Below are 20,207 nucleotides of genomic sequence, written 5' to 3'. Positions count from 1 at the left end.
GGAGAACCGCATGTTTTTACTCATCACAGTTATTGTTTCAGCGTGGTTGTTGTGGCGAGCATTCCAGCCACGCGGCCCGCGGTTGTTCAGCCAGCGCAAGCACTGGTCGCTGCTGCTGGCCAGGCCCATGGCCGATGCAATGCAAGTCGAGGGGTTCTACTCGCCGGCGTGCGATCACTTCACCGAGCAAGCGCAAAAAATCATGCGCACAGCGTTGCTGCACCAGGCCGGGATACGCAGCAATTGCAATGACGAGGCGGTGCGGTCGCACTTCAGTGCGACCCTTGAACAGCAATGGTACCGCCTCGACCTGCAGGCGCTGACGGCCAATGATGAGCCGCGTGCGGCCATGGCTTTTGCCTGCGCGCGGGTAGCGTTTCTGGTCCGTTGTGCGCTACTGATGCGTTGGATCGAGCCTGATCTCGCCTGGCTGGTGCTGCTGCTTAATGCACAGCGAGCGCAGGACTGCTTCGACAGTTGGGAGGATTTCGGCACAGCCTATAAGTCAGGGCGCGAACAGTGGGTTGCAGCGTTTCGCGTCGACTCGCTGGGTAAAGCGTTCCCCGAGCAGCATCTTCGCCAGTTGCTGGCCCCCGGCAGCGGTGCCTGGGCCGACACTTCCTGGCATACGCCAGCAGCGTTGAACCCGGTTCTGTCGCGGTAGTGTATCGACTTCGCGGCCTTGTTCGCGGCGCTGGAGCAGCGCGGTTACTTGTTTGAGTACAGAAGGGCCCCCTCGCGGGCTCTCTTTGTATTTCATTCACGAGGTGCGGTTGAAGACGGTCAGCAAATCGAAAGTAATCGGCAGCGCTATCAGCGAACCAACCCATTCTCATAAAGATGTTCTGACCACCAATGGACAATCCACTGGCTGGGCTCCCGATACGTCGAGGGACTCGATCAGGTGCCGTACAGCCTTGCGACCGATCTCGTAGTACGGCAGTTGCACCGTGGTCAGCGGCGGAATGAACAGCTGCGCAATACCGATCATGTTGTCATAGCCGAGCACGGCGACATCATCGGGGATTTTCAGGCCACGGCTCAGCAACAGCTGATAGGCACAAAAGGCAATGCGGTCGTTGCCACAGATCAGAATGTCGAATTGGGGTCGGCCATCAATGGTGTGTCGGTCGAGGACAGCGGCTGTTTCACAATAGGCATCATGATCGGAAAGGTCGTATTGCAGGAGCGCGTCAGGTGCCAGTCCGAATGCCTGACAGGCACGCAGCAGGCCTTTTTGTCGCAGCCCCCAGGCCAGGCTTTGTTTTGGCAGGTTGATACACAGAGGACGCTTATAGCCGAGGCTCAACGCGTGGTGGACGGCCCGATACTGGCCCATTTCGTCGTCGGGCACATAGCTGACGAGACGGCTGTCATCGGCCACGCAATTGGCGAGCACCAGGGGTTTGCTCTTCAATCGCTCGGGAATGCACACCTGGCGAAACCCCATGGCGCTGAAGATCAACCCGTCCGGACGGTGCGACAGCATCAGGTCGATGTTCTGGTCGGTGGGCGGGTTGCTTAACAGGTTGAGGATAAAGACATTCCAGCCTGCTTGCTGCGCGGTCTGTTCGATGGACAGCAGCAACTCGACCGCGAATGGTGTGGTCGCGGTGTCCAGCGCGAACACACCGATGGTTCGCGACTGGAGGTTGTCGCCGCGCATCTTGCGCGCTGACAGGCTCGGTACGAATTGCAGTTCATCAATGGCTCGACGCACCCGCAGAAGGGTTTCGGGGCTCAGTTTTTCCGGGTTGTTGAGCGCTCGAGAAACCGTCATCAGGGACACGCCGGCCAGCTGTGCAACGTCTTTCACTGAAGTCATGCGAGGCAAGGCCGGTCAGGTTGACGCAGAATCATGACACAGAGCCCGGGCTTCTCGCGACTTGAATGACGCCACTCATAGCCAGCCAGAACCGAGCGGCCATGCCTTGGGAATCGAGACACGCCCGCCACTCCCGCTGGCAAACAGCTTCACCCCCAGACTGTCGGGCCGCGGGTAGAGGCGACTGCTGAGGCTGAAACGCCCGTTTTCGTCGAACACCTCGATGGACGAGCGATCAAGGAACACACGCAGTTCCAGCCGCTCTTGTGTCGGGTCTATCGCCACGCTGCGCTGGCCGCTGACTTGCGCACCCGAGTGGCTGCGGTCAAGCACCAGGCGCTGCAGTGATGGATCATAGTAGAGCAGGGTTTCTTCACGGCCATCATCGCTGCAACGCAAGGCGATCCCCAAGTCCCCGGTGCAGCCGAGCAGATCCAGATGCACATGGATTTCGAGCATGTCGCCTTTCACGTCTGGCACCCACCGGGTGCCGGACTCATCCCACCAAGCCGTGCCCGGCAATGGCGCCTTGCGCAAAGCGGTGAGCTCCCGTGCCGGATACACGCAAAGGCGATCGGCACACAGCTCAAGTTCGCGCGGCAAACCGAGCATGCCGCACCAGTGGTGGGCCTGGCTCGGCATCGGGCTTTCCCACATGTCGAGCCAAGCCCACACAAGGCGCCGACCATCAGCGGCTTGTAGCGTTTGCGCGGCATAGAAGTCGTGGCCGTTATCCAGTTCGATAAAAGGCCCGCCAGTGAAGTGCCATTTGCTATCGAGTTCGCCCACTCGATAACCGGTCTGGTACTTGTTGAGCCGGTCGTAACCTTCGGCTTGCATGCCCTGGGGAGAGTACAGCAGTACATCGCGTCCATTCAGGCGGAACAGATCCGGGCATTCCCACATATAACCATCGCCCGCGTTGCCGCTGGACACATAGTCAAGGAACTCCCAAGCGTGCAGATCGGTGGAGCGGTACAACGGCAGCAGCGGCACATCGCCCAGACGTGCGCCGGCAATCAGGTACCAACAGTCATCCTCCTGCCATACCTTGGGGTCACGAAAGTGCATGATGGTGTCTTGCGGCGCGGTGTCGATGACGGCGCCATGTTTGACGAACCGGATGCCATCGGTACTGGTTGCCAGGCACTGGACTTGACGGATGAAGCGCTCGTCACCCACTTCCCCCAGCCAGGTGTGCCCGGTGTAGATCAGCGCCAGGGTATCGCCACACACCACGGCGCTGCCGGAAAAACAACCGTCACGGTCGTAGTCATCGCCGGGTGCCAGCGCAATGGGCAGGTGCTGCCAATGAACCAGATCGGCACTCTTGGCATGCCCCCAATACATCGGGCCCCATTTCGCGTCGAAGGGGTAATGCTGATAGAACACGTGGTATTCGCCACGAAAGTACACGACCCCGTTAGGGTCGTTCATCCAGCCTGCCGGCGGAGAAATGTGATACCCGGGCCGATAATCCTGGATAACGCGCGACTGACTGTCACTCAGCGCACGCTGCGCAAGGTCAAGGGACGAAGACATTGGATTGCTCAGGGTTTTCAAAGACAAGGTCATAGGGCGCGTGCTCGTACCGGGCGCAGAGAAGCGCCATCCGGCAGGGTTTCAATGGCTTGTGGATGGCGCTTCAAGGCGGCGCCGTCGGCGTCGAACAGGTGCAGGTTGTCGATGTCCAGTTGTAGTTCGACCCGATCGCCCACCTGCCAACCGGCGCTGACCTCACAACGACAGGTCAACGGCTCGTCCTGCCCGGTATCCAGGTGCACATAGGTTTCGCTGCCCAGGTATTCGACCCCGGTCACGACAACGCCGGCGGTTCCATCCGCCGCCTTGAGGGAGACATGCTCCGGACGAATCCCCAGGCTCAACTGCGCGCCTGCCGCCAGGTTCGAGCTGTCGAAGGGCAGGGTGGTCATCCCTAAAACGGGAGTGTCGACCTGGCTGGTTTCGCCCAGGGCATGCAGGCGTGCCGGTAGAAAGTTCATTCTGGGCGAACCGAGAAAACCGGCGACAAAGCGGCTGGCCGGACGCTCATAGAGTTCGCGGGGTGAACCGACCTGTTCTACGTGACCGCCATTGAGCACGACAATTTTGTCGGCCAGGGTCATCGCTTCCACTTGATCGTGGGTGACGTAGATCATGGTCGAGCTCAGTCGGTCATGCAGCCGGGCGATTTCGTTGCGCATCTGCACCCGCAAGGATGCATCAAGGTTGGAAAGCGGCTCATCGAACAACAAAATGTCCGGTTCCCGCGCCATGGCTCTGCCCATGGCCACACGCTGACGCTGCCCTCCAGACAGTTCTTTCGGTTTGCGTTGCAGGAGTTTGTCCAATTGCAGGATTTGCGCAGTTTTCAGCACGCGCTCGCGCAGGCTGCTCTTTTCAGTCTTGGCCAGCTTGAGACCAAAACTGATGTTTTCGTAGACGCTCATGTGCGGGTACAGCGCATAAGACTGAAACACCATGCCGACGCCACGCTCGCGCGGCTCCAGGTCGTTGACCCGTCGCCCGTCAATCAGCAGCTCGCCGGCGCAGATCGAATCCAGCCCGGCGATCAGCCGTAGCAGGGTCGATTTTCCGCAGCCCGAAGGGCCGACGAACACCACGAACTCACCCGCAGCGATTTCCAGGTTGATGTCGCGAAGAATCCGCGCGCCACCCAATTGTTTGTTCACGTTGTCCAGTTTCAATTTGATCACGATGCTGTTCCTTGTCTTTGTTGGGCATCAACCCTTTAACGCGCCGGCAGTGAGACCGGAAACGATTCGGCGCTGGAAGATCAGCACCAGAATCACCAGTGGGACGGTGACCAGCACCGATGCAGCCATCAACAATCCCCAAGGCAACTCATGGGGGCTGCCGCCGGAAATCAAGGCGATGGCGACCGGCACCGTGCGTTGGGTGTCGGTGAGGGTGAAGGTCAGGGCAAACAGGAACTCGTTCCACGCCGCGATGAAGGCCAATAAGCCAGTGGTGACCAGTGCAGGCCAGAGCAGCGGCAACAGCACGCGGGTCAGCGTGACCCAGGGTGAAGCGCCATCCATGATTGCCGCTTCCTCCAGTTCATGGGGCAGTTGCCCCATGAACGTGGTCAGCACCCAGACGGTGAAGGGCAGGGTGAAAATCGTGTAGCTCAGGATCAACGCCCAGGACGTGTTGTACAGACCCAGGGCGCGGATCACCTCGAACAGCCCCGACAGCACCGCGACCTGGGGAAACATCGACACGCCAAGGACCATCATCAACACCGTGCCACGTCCACGGAATTTCACTCGGCCCAAGGCATAGGCGGCGGTCAGGCTGAGGAACAGCGCCAGTGTCACTACACACAGTGCGACCACCAGCGAATTACCAATCGCCCGCAGGAATGAGGCTTGGTGGAGTACCGCCGCATAATTGGAGAAGTCGGGGTTTTCGATCCAGTAGCTCACCTCGAACAAGGCGCTGGACGGCTTCAGCGACGTGACGATGGCGTAGTAGAAAGGGAACACCGCATACAGCAGCAAAATCCCGATCAGACACCAGAACCCGAGGCGCAACAGGGTTTTTTTCAGCAGGCGCGGGCTCATGAGCGGACCTCCAGTTGACGGCGTCCGAGGTAGAGATAAAGCATGGCGATCACTGCCACCACCAGAAACAACAGCGTCGAAGCCGCGCTGCCGTAACCGACGTCCTGGAACTCCACCAGGTGCTGGCGGGCATACACCGACATACTCATGGTGCTCGACGAATTCGAGGTCAGCACATAGATAACGTCGAATACCCGCAGCGAGTCGAGGATGCGGAAGATCGCCGCCACCAGCAGTGCAGGCATCAACAGAGGAAGCGTGACACGCCAGAACACTTTCAGCGGATGAATGCCATCGACCCTTGCGGCTTCGTAGCAATCGCTCGGCAACATCTGCAAGGCCGCCAGCATCAGCAGCGTGACAAAAGGCACGGTCTTCCAGACGTCAACGATGATCACCGCCCACATCGACAGATCGGCGTCTGCCGTCCAGGCCAGGGGCGCGTCAATCAGACCGAGGCTCAGCATCAGGTGATTGATGATGCCGAACTGGTCGTTAAGCATCCATGACCAGATCTTCGCCGAGACAATGGTCGGAATCGCCCACGGAATCAGAATCAACGCACGTACCAGAGAGCGGCCGGTGAACTTGATGTTCAGCAGCAACGCCACCAGCAGCCCCAATACGACTTCCAGTCCCACCGACACTACGGTGAAATGCAAGGTGTTGCGCACAGCGTTCCACCATTGTGGATCGACGAGGATGCCCGACCAGCTGGAACCGTTGTGGAACAGATAATTGCTCAAGCCTATGAACGTTCCACCACCGGTGTCAGCCAGGTTGGCGTCGGTCAGGCTGAACCAGAATGTGCGCAGTAGCGGCCAGGCGGCCACTAGCGCCAGACACAGCAGCATCGGTGTCAGAAACAACCAGGCAGCACGCACGCGGCGGCGTTGTACGGGCGTTTCCCTGGTGAGCAGAAGCTCGTCAAAGGGGGCATGGGTAGTAGAGACAGACACGGTGGTTTCCTTCCTTGTGGCTTACCAGTTCTGGCGTTTGATGCGCGTGAGTTCGCTTTCCAGTTCGGCCAGCGCCTGATCGACGGGCAACTCGCCCGCCAGCACGCCATGCACTCGATCGAAGAACGCATTGGAGACTCGTGGATAGCGATCGGCGGTGATTGAGGCCGGGCGCATGACCCCATCGTTGAGAATGCTGTGCAGCTGAGCGTAATAAGGCATGGCCGCGAGCAACTCGGGATCTTGATACAGCGACTCGATCACCGGGTTATAGGCGCCTATCAGGGCACGATGTTTTTGCTCTTGGGCACTGGTCAGATAGCTCACCAGTTCGGCGGCAAGTTTGGGATGTGCGCTGTAGCGCGATACCGCAAGGCCCCAACCACCGAGGGTGGAGGCATGGTCGCCGGTCTCGCCGCCGCGGGGCAGGGGAGCTACCCCGACTTTGTCTTTTACGGCACTGTCCTGGCTTTGCACCAGGGCCCAGACATAAGGCCAGTTGCGCATGAACAGCGCATTACCCGACTGGAATACGCCACGGCCTTCTTCCTCGGTGTAATTGAGCACGCCACGCGGGGAGATGTCTCCCACCCAGCTTTTCGCCAACGTCAAAGCCGCTCTTGAGGCCTGACTGTTGACCACGATGTCTCCGCGTTGATTGATCAGCCCGCCTTCCGGTTGGCTGCTGATCCACTCCAGCGCATTACATGTCAGCCCTTCGTAAGCGCGTCCCTGAAAGATGTAACCCCACGCATTGGCGTTCCCTGCGTTGCGTTCAGCCTGTTGAACATCCCTGGCGGTAGCGGTCATTTCCTCCCACGTCTGGGGAACCTGCTTGTTGTATTTCTCGAGCAGGTCTTTGCGGTAATACAGCAGGCCCGAGTCGGTGAACCACGGCATCGTCACCAGCCGTCCGTTGACCGTGGCGTTATCGACCTGTGCCTGGAAGTAGCCTTGAGTCGCGTTGGCTGGAAGCGCCTCACGCAGATCCAGCAGATGTTTGGCCAGCATCCCCGGCCACACCATATCGATCTGAATGATGTCGATGTCGGTGGACTGCGCACTGAGGATCTGCTGGTAGAACGACAACCTTTCGGTCGCCGAGTTAGGCGTGGAAACCACCTCGACGTTGTTGCCAGTCTGTTTCGACCATCTCTCGACGGCCTCCTTGCACAGTTGCAACTCTGCACCCACCGCACCGCAGGAGATCGTCAGATCGGCTGCGCTCGAGACGGATGGGAGTCCGGCACAGAGGGTGATTAATGCGGCTGGCAGGAGCGATTTCAGATGTTTCATCAAGCATCCTTTATTTTTGTTTTTAGAAAAGTTAACGTTAACATCGCCAAATGTAGCAGCGTATTTGCGATGAGGCACCCTTTTTTTAATCGATTGTGACAACTCGCCACTCACGAAAAAAAGGGCAGATGGCGTAACCAAACAATAAAAACAAAACAGGAAATTCACATGCAGAAAGGAACAAGCTGGCTACTTGCAGGTGTGCTGGGCACATCGGCGGTGACCTCTCAGGCCGCGACTCTGGAAGAGCGCATGGCCGCGTTTGAAGCCCGCACCAGCGCAGCAGAAAGGCGTGCAGCCGCAGCCGAACAGCAAACCCAGGCACTTGCCAGGGAATTGCAGCAACTCAAACTCGCCACTCCCGCCTTACAGCCCGCCGCGTCCACTGCGCCAGTCACTTCGGCGCCGGCCCTGGATACCCGAGTGGCAAAACTCGAAGCCCGTCAGCAAAGCCTGGAGAAAGAGAGCAATACCGGACACCTCACTGACGGGTTCAGCTTCAACGGCTATGCCCGCTCAGGATTGCTGATCGACGAGGGGCTGGGGGGTGGCCGTGGCGGCCCTTATACAACGCCGGCCGGTTCGGTGGGCGGGGCAGTCGGGCGACTTGGTAACGAAGACGACACCTACATGCGCATAGACCTGTCGAAAGAAATCTATGCGCAAAACGGCACCCGCTCCAAATTCACGGTCTCCATCGCCGACGGTGTGGAAAGTTCCAACGACTGGACGGCGGACGAAAGCAAACTGAACGTACGCCAGGTATTCACAACGCTCGACCATGTCGCTGCGTTCAAAGGGAACTCAGTGTTCGAGAACTCCACGCTGTGGGCAGGCAAGCGCTTCGACAGAGATAATTTCGATATCCACTGGCTGGACTCGGACGTCGTTTACCTGGCCGGCACCGGCGGCGGAATTTACGATGTGCAGATGAGCAAGAATTGGCGCTCGAACTACTCCTTGATTGGGCGCAGCTACGGGGATTTCAGTCAAAGCGGTATTAATGCCGACGTGGAGAGCTACATCCTGACCTCCAACCAGTTCTTCAACGATGGCCAGTGGCAGTGGATGTACAACGCCATCGGCGCCAAGAAAAACGATTTCGCTACGCGCACCAATAAAGCCGGTTTGACGCCTGCGAATTCCGGCTTGCACAGCATGCTGGCCAACCATCAGAAAAACTTTTTCGGCAGGGAAGGCTTCTTCAAAACGGCGCTGCTCTATGGGCAAGGTCTGGGGGCAGAGGTCAAGAACGTCGGCTCGGACGGGGAACTGATTGACGACGCCCGCGCGCTGCGTCTTGCACTTTACGGTGAGACCCCGCTTGCGCCTGACTGGCGTATCGGGCCCAGCTTGCTGGCCGAGCAAAGCAAGGATAGATACGTCAAGGGTGACGACTACCGCTGGCTGACCCTGAACGTGCGATTGGCTAACAAAATCAACAGCAACTTCGAAATGGCCTACGAAATGAGCTGGCAAACCATGAATCTCGATCCCAAGGGCTATCTGCAGCGTAATGCGGTCGACGGTAACTTCTGGAAATTCACGGTCGCCCCGACATTCAAACTTGACGTCGCAGATCTTCTCACGCGTCCCGAGTTGCGAGTGTTCGCAAGCTTCATGAACTGGTCTTCGGACCTGGACAGATTCAGTACCACGGATTCCTTCGGCATGACCGACTTCCACGCTGGAGGTGTCTGGCAATACGGCATTCAGATGGAAACCTGGTTTTAATATTTGAACGCGTTCGGCCAACACGTCCTGAGCACACCTGTTGGCTGTTGTCGCAAACAGAGATGTCGGCTGCAGCCATCCACTTTGAGGTTGGCTATAAATTGATGGCTCAAAACGAAGAGCAGCCGCTTTGGGATGCGTCGTTCAAGCCATCAGTGTTACTCGCTCTGTGATTCGAGGGCTTTGGGCGGTAAGGACGTCGCAGTTTGGGGTTGTGCCCGGGGGCGTATTACCCAATCCTTGATGGAATCGGGCACGGCTGGACGTTCAGGGCATTCACCGATCAGTGCAAATATTCGGGCAGGCTCAACAGTTTTGCGCGAGCGGTCGATCAAGAGTGCCTTGACGTTGGCCACTGCCGACACCTTCGATCCAAGCATGAAGACATGCTGGAAGTAAAACCATTTTTCATCCCAGTAAAGAAGTTCGGTTTTAACTTCAAACCGTTGAAAAAGTTTTATCGACTTTCTGTATTCAATATCCACGTTGCCTACCAGAGGCATCCAGCCGTTTTTCAGAATCCCCCCAAGCGTGCCGACAGACCACAGGAAATGCAGCCTGCCGAGATCTGCAAGTGATAGGAAACGCCCGTTATTAATGTGCATGTTCAAATCGATATCGAGCGGTGCGGCGGTGAATTTAATGGTTGTCGCGCTCCTGAAATTGGCAGGTTTGCGCCATCGCATTACAGCACCCGCCAACGACATGATGAATAATCTGAAAAACAGGTTCATGGGTTAACGGCCTCGGCGGATCGTGAGAAGTTTTCGTTGTAGAGTGATTTCATTTTCGCTCGATCAATCTTTCCACTGGTCGTTTTGAACAGCTGCCCGGCAGCAATGATATCGATACTCGCGATGTGGATTCCCAGTTCGTCATTGATCTTTCTGCGAACGATTTTAGTCAGATTGTCTGGGTCACTGCCTTTTGCCGGAACGATGAGTAACGCGCACTCTTCGCTGTCCGATCCGATCTGCGCAACGGCCACAACGCCTCGAACGCCATCGACTTCAGAGGTATAACTTTCAATGTCATTGGCGAAGTAATTGGCGCCGTTGATAATGATGACTTCCTTACTTCGCCCCACGACATATAACTGCTCCTCAAGCAAGAAGCCTATATCGCCAGTCAAGAACCAGCCATTTTCAAGCATCGCCGTGGTGTTTTTCTGATCGTTGTCATATGCGCTGCATACAGAGTGGCCTTTCAGCGCAATTTCACCCAGCAGGAGCGGGGTATTCATAAACTGCAGGTTGTCGGCACGAATGCTAACTTCTACATGGCGAATGGGCTTCCCGCACGAGACGATCTCTTTGTTTCCGGGGGCATCGTTGTCTGTCCGCACAACCAGACCTTTGTTCAAGGCCTCACGGTCGACATAGATACTTTGCATGCCTGCGCCTACGGCGCTGAACGTTGCCCCGAGCGTCGCTTCGGCCATTCCATACAGAGGCATGATCGAATCTGCAGAGAAGCCGTAAGGAGCGAAAGCCTGCGCAAAGGCTCGCATGACTTTGGGGTTGATGGGTTCCGCTCCGCTTGTGGCGGAGCGCCAGGAGGTCAAGTTCAAGCCTGATAAAGAGTCGGCGTTGAATCGTTCCAGGCAATACTTATAGGCAAAGTTGGGCGCGGGTGAAATCTTCAAGGAAAAGTCGGAGATGGCCCTTAACCAGCTAAGCGGCGCTTTAACAAAGTCAGCGGTTCGCATGATGTAAGAGTCAGAGCCGGCAAACACAGGCAATAAAAGCCCCCCGATCAAACCCATGTCATGAAAGAACGGAAGCCACGTCACACCGGCAGACTCGGCATTCATTTCAAACGCTTCGCACATCGCGGCGACATTCAAGATCAGATTTTCTTGAGAGACCACGACCCCTTTCGGATCCGAAGTGCTGCCGGAAGTGTACTGGATCAACGCGGTATCACTGATTGCGTTGGGGGCAGCAAGTGGAACCACTGCATCGCTCTCATCCAGAGCGCAGAACTCATCAAGCGTTTGCACGATCGAGGAGGTATGAATGCCGAGAGATTCTTTGACCTCATCGCTGATCGATTCGGAAACCAGAATTCTGTGGATATTGGATTGCCTGGCAATTAGCCCGACCCGCCGGAAGAAACCATGCAACGGGGAGAACGGTTGCGGCGGTGCGATGGGGACGGGGACGCCACCCGCAAACAGGATGGCGAAGAAGCTTTCGATAAAGCTGAGTTCGTTGAAAAATATCAACCCGACTCGTTCGTTTAGCCTTACCTGCCCACGCATTGAACTGGCGTTGGCCAGTGCGCTTTCATGCAGGCTGGCATAGCTCAAAAATGACGTAACCTTGCCATTTTTAATAACGTGAAATCCGCGCTCTGGTGACAGCTTGGCTGTACGTGAAAGTGCAGTCAATATCGTAATCACATCATTCCCTGATTTTTAAAATTGGCGAATAAACGCCTTGCCGTCTATTGATCTACGGCAAGGCGCAACCTATTGGCCGATCAACTAATAACGAGCGACTCAACTTGATTGGCTTCAACCAACACCTGCACGGTTGCAATCAGCTGTCCCGCAGTTTCAATAGTGTATGTTGCGTCATCAGGCATTTCGATGTTGTATTTCTTCTCGATCATCAAAATCATTTCGACGATCTTCATCGATGTCACGCCAAGATCTCTGATGCTGGTACTTGTCGTTACCGAGCCGACGTCCAGGCCAACGACCTTGGTTATAATGTCCAACACATCGAATTCAATTTCGTTCACAAGCAGCTCCATTGCGGTTAACTTCATTTTCTATATAAAGAGATGTTCTATGTGGGACTTTAGTCTGCCCACTGATGACCGACTCAGGCTCAATCACAATCCACGATGCCTCACCCAAGGCAACCAGATCGCCTGCCGGGGTCAAGAGTCGTGCTTCAGCTTTAATCATGTTGCCGGTCATGGAGATGATTTTGCCGGTGACTCGGTATGCTGCAAATGACTCGCAGATACTGATGAAGCGCACTCGCAGCCCCATCGTCACCGCCATTTTGCCAGTGAAGACCATAATGGCTCTTCCCATGGACTCATCCAGAACCGTAGAAACAATTCCACCGTGAACTATGCCGGGGTACGATTCATACTCACGCCCCAGAGATACGGGGGCAGACACCTCGTCCAAGCCGTCATCAAACACTAATTTCAAGCCAATATCGTTTTGAACGCTGCAACCAAAACAATTCGATGCTACATCTACCTCATCTACAAGAGCGTTTTTCATGAAGCATGACCTACATTCTGGCGCGGATCTCGGATTTCAGTGAGCGCGTATCGACGATGGCTTTATTGCCGGTGAGATTACGCAAGGCGCGATAGACGTTGGCATCACCGCGTTCATTGTCATCATCGCCCACCACGTCCTGCTCAATGGTCTTGACCGAGTCGGGTGAGTCCGCGTTCGGGAAAAACAAGCCGGCAGGATGCTTGACGCCATAGGACGCATCAATCAGCCAGACATAAGCCATCTTGAGGGCTTCCAACATGTTGACATCGCTTTCCTCACACAACTCTTTGCAGAAAACATAGAACGCCTTGGCATGACGAGATTCGTCCTTGCTGAGCAAGCGCCAGATTTTCTTCAGTGTGGGCTCATTCGTGCGATGTGCACGCAGGTTGTAGTAGTTCGCCGCCCGGTACTCAGAGATCACGTTCATCATTAGAGTAGCGGAAGGGTAGTCACCCACCTCATACGGCTTACGCGTAAACATGGCGTGTTTTGAGCGAACCTCGATACCCAATTGCTTCAGGTATTTGGCCTGAACCAAAGCATGCCTGGCTTCTTCCGCGCCCCACATCAATGACCAGGTGGAAAACCCGAATTCATCACGCCATTCGTTGAGGAAGTTGTGTGAGCCGGGAAGTGTCGTATGCTCTACAACAGCACCGTCATGCAGAAGCTGAATGTCTTCATCAGTCAACAGGCTTCTATCGATATTTGAAAGATCCCCGATTTCCGACCATTCCCATCGTGATTGCTCGAACCAGTCAAAGACTTCGTTAAACTTATTATCTAGATAGAACTCCTTGATGTTGTGCTTTGATTGAAGGGTCGTAAAAGCAAAAATCGCTTTCTCGATAACTTTCTCAATGTCGGCTATTGACGTTTCAGGCGAGATGACACCTTGAATGTCGTATTTTACCGAATCTCCGAGGGTGCACACTTTCGGGTCATCGCTGACCAGTAAAACCCGTGTACTGACCAGCAGGCCTGGTTTTTTGACGGCTTCCAGCACCTGTTCTACTTCATGCAATTGGTCAGAGGCGATCAGAATAACCGAGCAACCGGAATCCTCTAAGTCAACGTCATTAACAAACTCATGAATGGCTTTTTCGACGACAGAATAACCCTTGCGGTCAACTAGCGAGATAGCGGACGAGTTAATGTCACCGGAATGAAGGTAAAAGATATTCATGGAAGTCCTTTGCAATGTTTACATCTCCATATCGACACCTGAGCGTGTCGCGCCAGAACCATGACTGTAAGGTCAGTTTTTAGACCATAAATCCAGTCTTGGTCACGGCGGGGCGCAGTATATAGACGTTGGATCCAAAAAAAAGAAGTGAATCAGGCGCTGATCACAAGACCTTGGTCTGATTGCTAATCCGGTATTTTTGTGATAAATGGGCTTCAAGAAGGTGAGGCTTAAGGCAAGCTGCCGGCCGCTTGGTCAGGCAATAACTACAGGGATGGACTAATGCCGGATGCGGTTTTTGTAAATCGAACTGTTTTGTTCGGCGATTGTGATCCGGCAGGGGTGGTTTACACCCCGCGGTTCTCATATTTTGCTGTAGAGGCTATTGGTATAGCGCTCGATAGGTGGGTAGGAGCGCCTGGGCTTAGAACTTTAATGGGTTTTAATATATTGCCGCCGGTGCGCGCGATGTCGATAGAGTTGCTGGCCCCGGTGACGTGGGATGACGAAATGATTATCAAGGTTGGTGTGGCTAAGCTTGGAGAGCACTCTTTTACCTTCTTGGTTGAGGGTTTTTCAGGTAAAGGCGTATTGTCTTTTACAGCGAATATCACACATGTATGTATCTCACCAGACAGTAAAGAAGTTGTACCCATTCCCGCGCCATTGAGAGTGCTTCTTTCATAGGCGCCAGTCGCTATGTGTCTCGTGATCCAATCGGATACTCAGGTCCGGCACCGACTCGCGCGAAGCTTCAACGCATTATTCCAAGGTGTGCCCATCTGCCAGCACGATGCACATCAAAGACACGTGGGCACTCAACTGACATCGTCGATGAGTATGTGTCGCAACCCGAGGCTGCATTGTTCGATACGGGCTTTCACCTTATAGACGCTGCGCAGCATCTGTTCGGTTATCACCTCATTTGTGGGACCACTTCCTTGAGTGGTGCCATCGGCAATGACCAGCACTTGATCGGCAAATCGCAGTGCCTGGTTCAAGTCGTGGATGGCGATAAACACAATCACTTGCCGTTGACGGGCCAGTGTGCGCATGAAGTTCAGCACCTGCACCTGACGGTGCATGTCGAGCGCACTGGTCGGTTCGTCCATAAGCAGGATTTCCGGCTCCCGCACCAAGGTTTGTGCGATGGACACCAACTGTTGCTGGCCACCGCTGAGTTCACCCAGGTTGCGAAAGGACAGTTCACTGATGCCCAGCGCCGCGAGAATTTCGTCGACCAGTTTCAGTTCGTCATCATTCACGGCCCAACCGGGCGTCAACTGCTTGCGGGCCAGCAAAACCGACTCGTAGACCGTCAAACGTGCACTGGCATTCAAGCCCTGAGGCATGTAGCTGATGCTCGCCGAACTTTTTTTCGAGTCCTGCAGTATCACCTGTCCGGGGCCGTCGATCAGCCCGGCCATGCGTTTGAACAGCGTCGATTTACCGGCAGCATTGGGGCCGACCACAGCCACCACCTGGCCACCGAAAAACATCGATGTCGACACGTCACGAATGATTTCGCGCTGGCCGTAACGGGCGCCGATATTGTCCAGTTGCAGCTTCACCATGAGTTTTTCTTCCCGCCCAGAATCAGAGATATGAAGAACGGCACGCCGATCAACGAAGTGACCACGCCAATGGGAAAGATCGCGCCGGGGATCAGGGTTTTGCTGACCACGGAACTGGCCGAGAGAATCAGCGCGCCAGTCAGCAGCGAGGCGGGCAGGAAGAACCGTTGGTCTTCACCGATCAGCATGCGCGCAATGTGTGGGCCGACCAGCCCGATGAAGCCGATGGTGCCGACGAATGCCACGGGAAACGAGGCGAGCAGGCTGACCATGATCAGCGTCTGAAAGCGCAGGCTGCGCACGTTGATGCCGAAACTGGCGGCCTTGTCGTCGCCAAGACGCAGGGCCGTCAAGGCCCACGCGCGTTTGGCGAAGATCGGCAGGGTGATCAGGATTACCACGCAGATCACCCCCAGTTTTGGCCAGGTGGCTTTGGTCAGGCTACCCATGGTCCAGAACACCACGGCGGCTACCGCCTGTTCGGTGGCGAAAAACTGCACCAGTGCCAACAACGCATTGAAGGTGAACACCAGCGCAATACCGAGCAGCACGATGGTTTCAGCAGTGACGCCGCGACGCATGCTCAGAAAATGGATCAATAGCGCCGAGAGCATGGCCATGATGAACGCATTGAGCGGCACCATGAATTGTGCGGCCAGCGGAAACAGCGCGACACCGAACGCCAGGCCCAGTGCAGCGCCGAAACCGGCGGCAGCGGAAATGCCCAGGGTAAACGGGCTGGCCAGCGGGTTATTGAGGATGGTCTGCATCTGCGCGCCCGCCAGTGACAGCGCGGCACCCACGGCCACCGCCATCAGCGCCACCGGCAGACGAATGTCCCACATCACCACACGCACCTGCGGCGAGGCACTGTCCGGTGAAATCAGCGCACCAAGCACTTCGCCGAGGCTGTAACTCGCGGGCCCCAGCGCCAGGTCGAGCAGCACACTGCACAGCAACAGGAACACCAGCCCTGTGAGGATCAGACGTTTGCGCAGCCCCAGCCGACGATAGGCTTCGCGCTGCACGACCACTACGTCAGTCAATGAGCTCATGGTTTGACCTCAGGCGCGCGCAGGCTGACAAAGTAGCCAGACTCATAAGGCACCGGCAGGAAGCGCTCATGCAGTTCGCGAAATGACGCATCCGGATCGAGATCGGCAAACAGTTCGGGGTGGAACCATTTCGCCAATTGCTGGATAGCGACGAACTGATACGGGCTGTTGTAGAACTGATGCCAGATGGCGTGGAAGGCTTGCGTGTCCTGCGCCTTGATACCCGCATACGCTGGCCGTTGGGTGTACCACGCCAGTTTCTTGCGCGCCTCGGCCATGTCGGCACCCGGGCCGACGCCGACCCAATGACCACCAGGAGCAAAAGCCTCCCAGTTGGCGGTGGTGACCACCACGTGGGCCGGATTGGCGACGATCACTTGCTCGGGATTCAACTGGCCGAACGTGGTCGCAATGATGCGCCGGGCGATGTTATTGCCACCGGCCATATCGACGAACAGGCCGAAGTTCTCGTTGCCGAAACTCAGACAGCAATCGTCGGTGTAGCCACCGATGCGCTCGATGAACACGCTGGGCCGGGCCGGGTGTTGCTTTTCGATGACGTCGGTGACGCGGTGAATCTGCTGGTTGCGAAAGTCGATGAACGCTTGCGCGCGTTGTTCTTTGCCAAACAGCTGGCCGAACAGGTGCATGGTCGGTTCGGTGTTCTGCATCGGGTTGTTGCGAAAGTCGACATACACCACTGGAATGCCCAGTGCGTCGAGTTTTTCGATGTAGCGCGCATCCTCGGTGGCGTGCTGTGCCTCGACATTGAGGATGATCACGTCCGGGCGCTGCGAGATCGCCTGCTCGATGTCGAAGGTGCCGTCTTCAAAGCCGCCGAAGGTCGGGATTTTGGCAATGTCGGGAAATTTGCGCAGGTAGGCGTTGTAGGTGTCCGGGTCCGACTGAATCAGGTCCTTGCGCCAGCCGACGATGCGTTCGATGGGATTTTGCGTGTCGAGGGCGGCGACCAGATACAACTGCCGTCCTTCGCCAAGAATGACGCGCCTGACCGGCAGATGAACCTTGACCTTGCGCCCCAGCAGATCGGTGACCTCGGTGCGCGCCGGATCTGCCTCGGCGGCGTGCGCCGTGCGCGGCACCAGAGAAAACACAGCCAGCACGCCTGCCATTAGCAGCGCCGCCAGCGCGTAGCTGCGTCGATCGAAAATCACCATGCTCAAAGCCTTTGCAAAGTCAGTTCGGCCAACGGCTCACACCGCCACCCGGCTGAACGTTTCAGAAATCGACAGTTGCCGACAGTAATAAAGTGCGCGGTGAGCCTTGGGAGAACGCGCCGTAGGAGGCGACGCCCGACCAGTACTCGTGATCGAACACGTTCTGCACGGTGGCGCGAAACGTGGTCGGTCGTTCGTCGATGCGTGTGGTGTAGCGCGCGCCGACGTCGAAGCGGGTCCAGTCATCGAGTTTCTGCGTGTTGGCCTGGTTGACGTACTGGCTGCCGGTATGGATCGCCCCTCCGGTGAGCGTCAGTCCCTCAACCCACGAGGTGTCCCATTCGGCCCACAGATTGGCTTGCACCTCGGGTACGCCCACGGGTTTATTGCCACGGTTGCCGGCCACCGAGGTTTTGCTCAGTTGTGCGTCAAGCAGGGTCACGCCACCGAGCAGTCGCGTGCCCGGGGCGACTTCGCCGAACACATTCAGCTCAAGTCCGCGATTGCGTTGCTCGCCCTGCACCGAAAACCCCCCGCAAGCCAGTTCGCCGCTGGGTTTGGTGATCTGGAACAGGGAGAGGGTGGAGGTGAAGGTGCCGTAGTCGGCCTTGACCCCGAGCTCGTGCTGACGGGAGATGTAGGGGGCAAAGATTTCGCCGGCGTTCGATGCCGTGGAGGGGGCAATGTCGCCCTTGCTCAGGCCTTCGATGTAGTTGTAGTAAAACGAAACGTGGTCCCATGGCTTGATCACCGCGCCATAGAGCGGCGTGGCCCGGCCGTCGTCGTAGGACGTGGTGACGACCCCGGCGGCGTTGTAGTTGTCGGACTTGATGTGCTGCTGGCGTACGCCGACGGTCAGTTGTACCCGGTCATCGAGTACCGACAGGGTGTCGGCCAGCGCCACGCCGGTCAGTTCGCTCTCGGAGACTTTTGGCGTGTCCGGCTTGGGGATGTACGGTTTTGGGCGATCCACCGGGTGATAGATATTCGACAGGATCGGCGCACCGGAAATGATCCCGCGCGACAGCACATCGCGATAACGGCTGACCTGCAGGGATGTGCGGTGACTGATCGGCCCGGTGTCGAATCGCAGGCGCGCACCGGTGTCAACGGTGTAGCGCTCGACTTCGAACTTGTAATAGCCGGGAATCGACGAGGTATCGCCCGCCGCGTTGATGATGGTCGGGGTCTGGTCGGACATCCGCGCGACATCCGACTTGCCGCCGCCGGCATGGGCGAACACCGTGAGGGCGTCGCTGAGGTCGTATTCGCCACTGAGCAGCGCGGATTTGTCACGGGTTCGCGACCAGCCCCAGTCCTGGCTGACATTGATGCGGCCATTGGCTGCCGACGGAATGTCCACGCCCGGGGCGATCAGGAAGGGCCGTGATGCGGCGTCGAAGCGTTCTTCCTGATTGAGCCAGTCGAAGCTGGTGCGCAGGCGTTCGCCTTGATAGTCAAGGGACAGGGCGCCGATATCGACATGGCGCGATTGATCGTCGATGGCGGCATCGCCCAGTTGCGTGCTGCCATTGAGGCGCACGCCGAATCGACGCTCCTCGCCAAAACGCCGGCTGACGTCGAGGTGGCCGCCCAGCTGTGAGTTCATCGCGTAGCTGGTGGTGACACGGGTCAGGTCCTCATCAAGGGAACGCTTGGGTACCACGTTGATCACACCGCCGACCGCGTTGTTCGGCGACATGCCGTAGAGCAGGGCGCCGGGGCCCTTGACCAGCTCGATACGCTCGGCGTATTCAGTGAACACCCGGTAGTTGGGCGCCACGCCGTACACGCCGTCGAATGCCAGTTCACCGAGGTTGCCTTCACCGACGGGAAAACCACGGATGAAAAACGAGTCGACGATGCCCCCGGTCTGGCCCGTGGAGCGCACCGAAGAATCGCGCTCCAGAACATCACCCACGGTGACCGCCTGTTGGTCCTTGATCAGTGTCGAGGTGTAGGTGCTGATGCTGAAAGGCGCGTCCATCACATCGGTATTGCCGAGGATCCCCAGGCGCCCGCCATTGGCCACCTGGCCGCCGGCGTACACCGGTGGCAAGGCATCGGCGGTTTTTTCGCTGCCGATCACGGCGGTTTCGTCCAGGGTCAGTCGGCGCTGTACCAGGGTGTAGCTGCCGTCGCTGCGCAACACCATGTCCAGACCACTGCCCTCGAGCAAGCGATTGACCGCGTCCCGGGTCGAGAACTGGCCGATCAGCGCAGGGCTGTTCAGGCCCTCGGTCAACGCTGGCTGAAACGACAGGGCAATACCGGCATCCACGGCAAAGTTCGACAGGGTCGCGCCCAGCGGCCCTGCGGGAATGTTGTAGGCACGCACCGCAACAGTGCCCAGTTGCACCGGCATGCCTGCCACAACCAGCGGGCTGACGGCCGCGATCAGGGCAAGGCTGAGCAACGCACTGCGAATAACTGGTTTGAACTGACGATCCGGACGCAGAGGGCGTGCAGCGAGCATGAATGGATGGACCTATAAACAGGACGGTAGAGTGCTTCTCCCTACAAGCCAGTCGAGATCAGAAAAAGTATCACCGGATCGGTA

At 57.0% G+C, this 20,207-nt stretch carries 18 protein-coding genes; 3 read left to right on the top strand and 15 right to left on the bottom strand.

Annotation, left to right across the window (positions count from 1 at the left end):
- The first annotated feature begins 10 nt into the window (after positions 1-10).
- A complete protein-coding gene (locus PseAD21_RS12995; RefSeq protein WP_102356038.1) occupies positions 11-664 on the top strand; it encodes a DUF1266 domain-containing protein in 654 nt (217 codons plus the stop codon).
- A gap of 168 nt (positions 665-832) precedes the next feature.
- On the opposite strand, the gene PseAD21_RS12990 is transcribed toward PseAD21_RS12995, so the two are convergent.
- The 6 genes from PseAD21_RS12990 to PseAD21_RS12965 form a co-directional block, all read right to left on the bottom strand.
- Positions 833-1,825 (bottom strand): LacI family DNA-binding transcriptional regulator, encoded by a 993-nt coding sequence (locus tag PseAD21_RS12990; protein ID WP_102356037.1) that lies wholly within the window; start codon positions 1,823-1,825, stop codon positions 833-835.
- A gap of 75 nt (positions 1,826-1,900) precedes the next feature.
- Complete coding sequence (locus PseAD21_RS12985; protein WP_371859062.1) at positions 1,901-3,367, bottom strand: glycoside hydrolase family 32 protein; 1,467 nt, start codon at positions 3,365-3,367, stop codon at positions 1,901-1,903.
- Positions 3,368-3,396: 29 nt separating this feature from the next.
- Positions 3,397-4,542: an ABC transporter ATP-binding protein gene (locus tag PseAD21_RS12980; protein WP_102356035.1), complete on the bottom strand. Its 1,146-nt coding sequence runs from the start codon at positions 4,540-4,542 to the stop codon at positions 3,397-3,399.
- Between the two features lie 27 nt (positions 4,543-4,569).
- A complete protein-coding gene (locus tag PseAD21_RS12975) occupies positions 4,570-5,412 on the bottom strand; it encodes a carbohydrate ABC transporter permease (protein ID WP_102356034.1) in 843 nt (280 codons plus the stop codon).
- The gene (locus tag PseAD21_RS12970; RefSeq protein ID WP_102356033.1) at positions 5,409-6,371 is read right to left on the bottom strand and encodes a carbohydrate ABC transporter permease; all 963 of its coding nucleotides are present in this window, start codon (positions 6,369-6,371) and stop codon (positions 5,409-5,411) included. The genes PseAD21_RS12975 and PseAD21_RS12970 overlap by 4 nt, the downstream gene beginning before the upstream one ends.
- 21 nt (positions 6,372-6,392) lie before the next feature.
- Positions 6,393-7,667, bottom strand: coding sequence for an ABC transporter substrate-binding protein (locus tag PseAD21_RS12965; RefSeq protein WP_102356032.1), 1,275 nt, complete (start codon positions 7,665-7,667; stop codon positions 6,393-6,395).
- A 168-nt stretch (positions 7,668-7,835) separates the two neighbouring features.
- On the opposite strand from PseAD21_RS12965, the gene PseAD21_RS12960 reads away from it, so the two are divergent.
- Complete coding sequence (locus tag PseAD21_RS12960) at positions 7,836-9,401, top strand: carbohydrate porin (RefSeq protein WP_102356031.1); 1,566 nt, start codon at positions 7,836-7,838, stop codon at positions 9,399-9,401.
- A gap of 158 nt (positions 9,402-9,559) precedes the next feature.
- Here PseAD21_RS12960 and PseAD21_RS12955 read toward each other — a convergent pair whose 3' ends face one another.
- The 5 genes from PseAD21_RS12955 to PseAD21_RS12935 all read right to left on the bottom strand — a co-directional run bounded on the left by PseAD21_RS12955 (position 9,560) and on the right by PseAD21_RS12935 (position 13,840).
- Positions 9,560-10,135, bottom strand: coding sequence for a thioesterase family protein (locus PseAD21_RS12955; RefSeq protein ID WP_102356030.1), 576 nt, complete (start codon positions 10,133-10,135; stop codon positions 9,560-9,562).
- Complete coding sequence (locus PseAD21_RS12950) at positions 10,132-11,805, bottom strand: AMP-binding protein (RefSeq protein ID WP_102356029.1); 1,674 nt, start codon at positions 11,803-11,805, stop codon at positions 10,132-10,134. The genes PseAD21_RS12955 and PseAD21_RS12950 overlap by 4 nt, the downstream gene beginning before the upstream one ends.
- 80 nt (positions 11,806-11,885) lie before the next feature.
- Positions 11,886-12,149 carry an acyl carrier protein gene (locus PseAD21_RS12945; RefSeq protein WP_158242598.1) on the bottom strand — a complete coding sequence of 88 codons (264 nt, stop codon included), beginning with the start codon at positions 12,147-12,149 and terminating at the stop codon, positions 11,886-11,888.
- The gene (locus tag PseAD21_RS29505) at positions 12,136-12,648 is read right to left on the bottom strand and encodes a PaaI family thioesterase (protein WP_146011282.1); all 513 of its coding nucleotides are present in this window, start codon (positions 12,646-12,648) and stop codon (positions 12,136-12,138) included. The genes PseAD21_RS12945 and PseAD21_RS29505 overlap by 14 nt, the downstream gene beginning before the upstream one ends.
- Positions 12,649-12,658: 10 nt before the next feature.
- The gene (locus tag PseAD21_RS12935) at positions 12,659-13,840 is read right to left on the bottom strand and encodes a ferritin-like domain-containing protein (protein ID WP_102356026.1); all 1,182 of its coding nucleotides are present in this window, start codon (positions 13,838-13,840) and stop codon (positions 12,659-12,661) included.
- Positions 13,841-14,122: 282 nt separating this feature from the next.
- Here PseAD21_RS12935 and PseAD21_RS12930 point away from each other — a divergent pair, with 282 nt between their 5' ends.
- Positions 14,123-14,527 (top strand): thioesterase family protein, encoded by a 405-nt coding sequence (locus PseAD21_RS12930; protein WP_102356025.1) that lies wholly within the window; start codon positions 14,123-14,125, stop codon positions 14,525-14,527.
- Between the two features lie 131 nt (positions 14,528-14,658).
- Here PseAD21_RS12930 and PseAD21_RS12925 read toward each other — a convergent pair whose 3' ends face one another.
- The 4 genes from PseAD21_RS12925 to PseAD21_RS12910 all read right to left on the bottom strand — a co-directional run bounded on the left by PseAD21_RS12925 (position 14,659) and on the right by PseAD21_RS12910 (position 20,123).
- Positions 14,659-15,414 carry an ABC transporter ATP-binding protein gene (locus tag PseAD21_RS12925; protein WP_102356024.1) on the bottom strand — a complete coding sequence of 252 codons (756 nt, stop codon included), beginning with the start codon at positions 15,412-15,414 and terminating at the stop codon, positions 14,659-14,661.
- Positions 15,408-16,469, bottom strand: coding sequence for an iron ABC transporter permease (locus PseAD21_RS12920; RefSeq protein WP_102356023.1), 1,062 nt, complete (start codon positions 16,467-16,469; stop codon positions 15,408-15,410). Before PseAD21_RS12920 ends, PseAD21_RS12925 begins: the two co-directional genes overlap by 7 nt.
- Positions 16,466-17,647 carry an ABC transporter substrate-binding protein gene (locus PseAD21_RS12915; protein WP_102356022.1) on the bottom strand — a complete coding sequence of 394 codons (1,182 nt, stop codon included), beginning with the start codon at positions 17,645-17,647 and terminating at the stop codon, positions 16,466-16,468. Before PseAD21_RS12915 ends, PseAD21_RS12920 begins: the two co-directional genes overlap by 4 nt.
- Before the next feature lie 61 nt (positions 17,648-17,708).
- On the bottom strand, positions 17,709-20,123 hold the full coding sequence (locus PseAD21_RS12910) for a TonB-dependent receptor (protein WP_102356021.1): 2,415 nt from the start codon (positions 20,121-20,123) through the stop codon (positions 17,709-17,711).
- Positions 20,124-20,207: the final 84 nt, after the last annotated feature.

The sequence above is a fragment of the Pseudomonas sp. AD21 genome, from assembly GCF_002878485.1.
Lineage (GTDB): Bacteria > Pseudomonadota > Gammaproteobacteria > Pseudomonadales > Pseudomonadaceae > Aquipseudomonas.
Note: the sequence above shows the minus strand (reverse complement) of the source record. Positions and strands in the feature narration are given on the sequence as shown.